Source organism: Acetobacter pasteurianus subsp. pasteurianus LMG 1262 = NBRC 106471 (genome assembly GCF_000285275.1).
GTDB classification, from domain to species: domain Bacteria; phylum Pseudomonadota; class Alphaproteobacteria; order Acetobacterales; family Acetobacteraceae; genus Acetobacter; species Acetobacter pasteurianus.
Genome location: NZ_CADO01000068.1, coordinates 1 through 5950 on the forward strand (window position 1 = coordinate 1; position 5950 = coordinate 5950).

A 5950-nucleotide genomic window follows, 5' to 3' on the forward strand; every position below is an offset into this window, starting at 1 on the left:
AATCTCGATGAAAATTTCCGCCCTACCCGGGTCAGTTCTCAGTGAAAATCAACACCGTTGGCCTTCATGAGGCGGCCAACGCGACGTTCCCCGACATCAAGCCCGGCTTCCCTGAGTTCCATGGTCATACGCGGCCGTCCGTAGGACCCGTTGCTCAGGGCAAAATGCTCACGGATATGCGTCAGCACCTTCAGATCGGTACGTTGGCGCTGGCAGACCGGTCGGGATGTCCAGGCCCGGTACCCCCGTGCAGAGACCCGCAAGACCTGGCACAGCCTCTCGATTGGCCATTCATGCCGGCTCGTCCGGACGATAATTCACTATCCATTTCGCCAGAGTGGATTTGCCAATACCCAGATCGGCCGCAACACGCGTGCGTGACAACCCACTGCTCAACGCAATCCTTACGGTCTCGCGCTTGAAATCTTCCGTATGCTTCATGGTTCCGTCGGTCTCCTGATACGAGCTTAAAACGCTCAGATGACCGGCACAAAACCGTTACAAGTCCACGACGGGTGCGCAGGATAACTATGATCTGATGGCGCTCAAGCGTTTCTCGCGTCATCGGGATTACCGTGTTCTGGAGACTTATATTGAGGATGATCATGCTCTATCCCGACATCCAGGGAAAAGTCGGTTTTGAATAAAACCAACCTTCCCGCCCTAAAAGTCCCCACCTAGTACCTGTTCCCGCATGATTATGGACAACTGAAGCATCCTCAATTTTCAGAATCGGTTTCTGTGAACTTTTAGGGCGCTGTAGCTTGTTATCTTTCACAAGTTGGGCGAGAACTCTTAGGGCGGATGTGAGAACTTTTAGGGCGGAACAAGATTCGAAGAATTCTTTATTTTCAGAGATATAGCGAATCTGTCCTAGGGACTCTTAGGGCACAAACTAATAAAACCTTCAAATATCCTTTCAAATAGTTTTACGCCCCTAAAGTCCTCGGAGACTTCTAATCAAGTAAGACGTATCTAGGAAATATGGGTCGAATTCACCGCCTCCTTGAAGAACATGGCCGTCAAGGCGCTTTAGCACTTTCAGATGACAGGAAAGAGCTAGAGGTTGCTTTTGACTTCATGTCAGACGAACAAAGCGGTGTAGGTTTTCTCTTTAGTGGATGGTGTCAAGCAGCCTTACCACATCGAAAGCAACCAGATGATCAAATATGGCTTATAGAAACTGAACATCTAAAGTTAATGGTAGAGCCAGGATCAGTAGCTACTGAAGAAGGAGTAATAAGAGTAGGCGTACCTTACGGATCAAGAGCACGCTTAATACTACTTTATTTGCAGACAGAAGCTATTAAGACGAACAGTCGCGAAATTGAACTTGGTCGTAGTTTACGCGAATGGCTGCAGAAATTAGGCGTATCAATCGGCGGGAAAAGCATGAAAGATGTCCGAGAGCAAGCATTACGCCTCTCACGCTGTCGAATGACTTTTCAAATTGCTAAAGGTAATCAAACGGGGTTTGTAAATCAAAACATCGTGGATACTGCACTTTTCACTAACCATGATAATGGCGGATTATTAGAGACTGTTAAATTATCTGAAGGTTTTTTTGAGCAATTAAAAAAACACCCAGTTCCATTACAAGAGTCTGCAATTCGCGCGATAGCAAATAATAGTCAAGCATTAGATATCTATTGCTGGCTCGCTTATCGTTTGCATGTTCTGCCTGGAGATTGTCAAATTACTTGGAAAGCCTTGTATGCCCAGTTTGGACGAAGTTACGCTCGGCTGAGAAAGTTTAGAGAAAATTTTCTGGAAAGTTTAAAAATAGCTTTAGCAGTCTATCCAGATGCGCGGGTTACAACAACCGAGACTGGGGTAATCTTGCATTCATCTAAACCTCCAGTGCCCCAAAAGACCACACCTCAAATAAAGCCTGCAAAGAAACAGGCTTTATGATATGAAGGGCCCTAAAAGTTCACGGACGATTTAGCTTCCTTTGATGGCTCTTATGACTTTATTTATTTCACGGAACTCATAACTTAATTTAAAATATTCGAGAGCAAGTTTTTTCCTTCTATTCAAAATTTTCTCCCTTTTGTTTTCCAGTCTTTCTAAGTCTATTACATTTTTTTTAAAATCTTTTTCTTCCGTCCGCTCGCGATAATCTTTTCGAAAATTCAGTAACTTTCTACGACCCACTTCAGGACGAACAAGCCCCTCTTCTTTCGCTGCATCTAGTTCCGGGTCTGTCATGTTCGTTAAAACATAAGCTGCCGAATAGCTTGCAGGAAGATCGTTTTCGGGGACCTTTCCCGTTTTTACGAAGCGAGCAACACTTCTCAACATTGAAGCTACAGTGTCACCGAATGGTAGTATTTTTTCGGCACTCTGTTTTAATCTTTCTCTTTCACCTATTGTTAATGAAGCTTCCATATCAAGAAGCGCATTCCCCATTGCCAATGACGCATGGCCAGCTCTTACAAAATTACGATAGATGATCTTTCGTTGAGTAACGATCGTCTGGAGACGTTTCTTATCATTCATAAGCTCCGTGTCACCGAAAACTTCATTGAGTGTCTTTAATAAATTCTCATCAATCTCAATTAATTCATTCTGTGCAGAACTTCTAACATCAGCAGCCATAAGTGCTGTTTCACGCTCTTGAGTTAGAGGTTCATCACGTAAGGCAATTTTTTTTGCCAGTGATTTTGAGATTTTCACACTCATAGTTCGATCTCATGCTTAATCAGATCCCAAAGCAACTCAACGTCTTTTGAGCCTCTAGCATCTTTAATATCCACTGAGGTTAATCCACCGTGATTGTGAACGTGCATATCCTCAGCAATTGGTATTTCGACAGGCAGAACTCGTGCATATTTAGCAACTCTCTGTCGAGCCTCTCTAAAACTTTTAGTTTGTCGATTTACCCTTGAAAAAACGACGAAAGCCTTAACACCGGCTTTTTTTAGGGATAACAAATAAGGTGTGTTACTCGATATGTCGTTATGTGTAGCACTTGTCGGGACAAGAACTAGATCAGCAAGCTGCGATAAACCCAAAAAAGCGTCAGCATCATTTTCTAAGGCTGGCGGTGTATCAATAACCACCAGATCATTATCGTCTGTAAAATCTTCTACGGTTTTCCATTTTGATAATGACAAAGATTTCACAGGCACGCTTGTAAGCGAGGGAATGGATTTCTGTGTTCCTTCTCGTGCGTCTCCCCAGTTACGAAATGTAGCTTGAGGGTCGAAATCGATTCCAGAAACTTTCATTCCATCTCTTGCAGCACAGACAGATACACATTCGGAAAGTGTGGATTTGGATGTTCCTCCTTTCACGCTAGCGAACAAAATGGTTTTCCCAAGCACTGTCAGTCTCCCGATAAGTTTTCCACCCACCAATATATTATTTACCGAGTGCCGCGCAACTTTTACACGTGTAAAAATTTCATTTCTCAGTCCGTCGAGGAATTTTGTTAGTTAAAACGCTATCTGGCCCAATATCCGATCATTTATCATTTTTACACGTGTAAAAATGACAGCGAGTTAGTGCAAGATCTTTTACACGTGTAAAAGATGATAAATACCGCTGAGACTCTCTTGAGAAGTTAATGAGACAGAAGGACAGGATAAGGACCAGCCCGGAGCGCGTGGCGCAAGTGGTTGGTGCTCGCCATGCTCGCCCGCTGCGCGGTCTGTGCGTGGCTCCGCTCCCGGCGCTGCGCACCGCACTTGCGCCCCCCACTCTGGCCCGGTTGTCCAGAAGGCATAAGGGGCAAGGAATGAAGAGAGTAGACGCTCCCCTTCCCGCTCCTTGCCACTAATCCCGACAAACCTATGCAATCAGGCCCCCGACCCTCTTCTGACGCTCGGGCGAAGCCGATTGGACGGAGTGCGCCATCATGTCCATGTCAGCCTCGCAGCTCAATCTGTTCGACACCACTGTTCTTTCCGGTGAGCTCGCATCCCTCTGGTCTCTGGACGATGACCAGCCCATTCCCGAAGTCTGCATCCCCTCCCCTCCCCCTTTCCGTATTCCACAGCGCGATTTCCGGCTGAAGGGACTGCGTGGGCTTGCAAGCGGATGGAAAGCCCGTGCTGAGGGTAATCTGGCAGCAATTGCCCTTCTCGGGGAACTTGAGCGCGAAGACCGTAATGCTACTGAGGCAGAGCAGGACGTGCTCGCCCGTTTTACAGGTTTTGGTGCGGGTGAACTTGCCAACAACCTCTTCCCGCCCACAGGCAGAGAGGTGCGCAAAGGATGGGAAAGTCTTGCTTCAGAACTTGAACAACTTACGAAGGAGACTGAAAGGGCTGGCCTGCAGCGCGCCACGCAATATGCCCACTACACCCCGGAACTGATTGTTCACTCGCTGTGGGATATGGCTCAGCGTATGGGGTTTCGTGGCGGTTCGGTGCTTGAACCGGGTTGCGGAACCGGGGTCTTTATAGCCGCACGACCTGAAAAACTCGAAGGCAAGATCGCTTTTACCGGCATTGAGAACGATCCCATCTCTGCCCGTATCGCGCGCAAGCTCTATCCAAACCAATGGATCCGCAATGAAGACTTCACCCGAGCACAGCTCCCACAGGGCTATGATCTGGCGATTGGTAATCCACCCTTTAGCAATCGCACGGTGCACGGTCGTGTTGGCTTGGAGAAGCAGGGACTCAGTCTTCATGACTTCTTCATTGCCCGCTCACTCGAAGCTTTACGACCAGGCGGTATCGCCCTGTTCGTGACCTCCCGATACACACTGGATAAAACGGATCCGAAGGCACGACAGATTATCGGCGAGAGCGCTGACCTGCTTGGCGCTGTGCGTTTACCTGAAGGCGCAATGCGTGACGATGCCGGGACAGATGTGGTGGTCGATATCCTGGCATTCCGCAAACGAGAAGTGGGAGAAGAGCCGTCAAACGAGAGATGGGTTGAAACTGCAGACATCCCAGATTCAGATGAGGGGAATGGTCCGCTCGTCATAAACCGGTATTTCCATGACCATCCCGAACAGGTGCTCGGCAGTCATATCTGGACGACAACGCAGTTTGGTCCCGGTTACACATGCTCTGCCACCGCCGGCGCAGAACTAGACCTTCTTCTTCCGCAAGCCCTGAGCCGGATCGCGCCCAACGTTCATTTCCTGCAGCCGCTAGAGGCGCGTATTGTCAGACCAGCAGGTGAGGGCGTTAGGGTTGGAACCGCGGCAAGTGGTGCGGACCTCAAGGAAGGAAGCTACTTTGTAGAGCGGGGTGTTCTGCACCAGATTAGCGAGGGGCAGGCCCAGATCGTCCCGATCCGCAAGGGAGGGCAGACAGAAGGGATTTTTGCCAAGCATGCTCGGATCATTCGCGGGCTGGTGCCCATCCGTGATGCCGCGCGCAGTGTGTTGCGGGCGCAGATGCAGAACCTGCCTTACGGTCCTCAGCAGCGCACTCTGAAAACGGCCTACCAGAGCTTCGTGCGCGAATTTGGGCCGATCAATCATACTCGCACCACGCTGCGCGAGAACCCCGAAACAGGCAAGACACGCGAAACCCAGCGGCGTCCGAACCTGCAGCCCTTTCTGGATGATCCTGACGTCTGGCTGGTGGCTTCGATTGAGGAGTATGACGAGCGCACGGATACGGGTCGCATGGGGCCAATATTTTCAGAGCGTGTCATTCATGCACCGACAGAGCCTGAAATACACGGAGCCCATGACGCGCTGGCTGTGTCCCTGCATGAAACGGGCCGGGTGGATCTGCCTCTCATTGCCGAACTGCTGGGACGGAGTGAAGCCGATACCTTGGCTGAACTGGGTGAGAGCATTTACCTCGATCCAGAACGCAGCGCGCAGGGCAGGGACGTCTGGGTGACATCTGATGAGATGCTCTCAGGTGCGGTGCGAACCAAACTGGCGCTCGCACGCGAGGCCGCACATCATGATCAGCGATATGCACGCAATGTCAGCGCCCTTGAAGGTGTGCAGCCTGCTGATCTGCGTCCC

General features: G+C 49.5%; 3 protein-coding genes and 3 pseudogenes. 3 read left to right on the top strand and 3 right to left on the bottom strand.

The window, feature by feature from the left end; genetic code table 11:
* Window positions 1-50: 50 nt before the first annotated feature.
* Window positions 51-441 (bottom strand): annotated as a pseudogene (locus tag APA10_RS15595) (IS3 family transposase); the annotation flags it as partial.
* Window positions 442-508: 67 nt separating this feature from the next.
* Between APA10_RS15595 and APA10_RS15560 the strand changes: the two are divergent.
* Both APA10_RS15560 and APA10_RS10875 read left to right on the top strand, forming a co-directional pair.
* Window positions 509-643: pseudogene (locus APA10_RS15560) on the top strand (integrase); the annotation flags it as partial.
* 341 nt (window positions 644-984) lie between these two features.
* Window positions 985-1914, top strand: coding sequence for a replication protein RepA (locus APA10_RS10875; protein WP_003630807.1), 930 nt, complete (start codon window positions 985-987; stop codon window positions 1912-1914).
* 30 nt (window positions 1915-1944) lie between these two features.
* Here APA10_RS10875 and APA10_RS10880 read toward each other — a convergent pair whose 3' ends face one another.
* The gene (locus APA10_RS10880; protein WP_003630808.1) at window positions 1945-2685 is read right to left on the bottom strand and encodes a hypothetical protein; all 741 of its coding nucleotides are present in this window, start codon (window positions 2683-2685) and stop codon (window positions 1945-1947) included.
* Complete coding sequence (locus APA10_RS10885) at window positions 2682-3329, bottom strand: ParA family protein (protein ID WP_157999367.1); 648 nt, start codon at window positions 3327-3329, stop codon at window positions 2682-2684. Before APA10_RS10885 ends, APA10_RS10880 begins: the two co-directional genes overlap by 4 nt.
* Window positions 3330-3862: 533 nt before the next feature.
* Between APA10_RS10885 and APA10_RS10890 the strand changes: the two are divergent.
* Window positions 3863-5950: pseudogene (locus tag APA10_RS10890) on the top strand (methyltransferase); the annotation flags it as partial.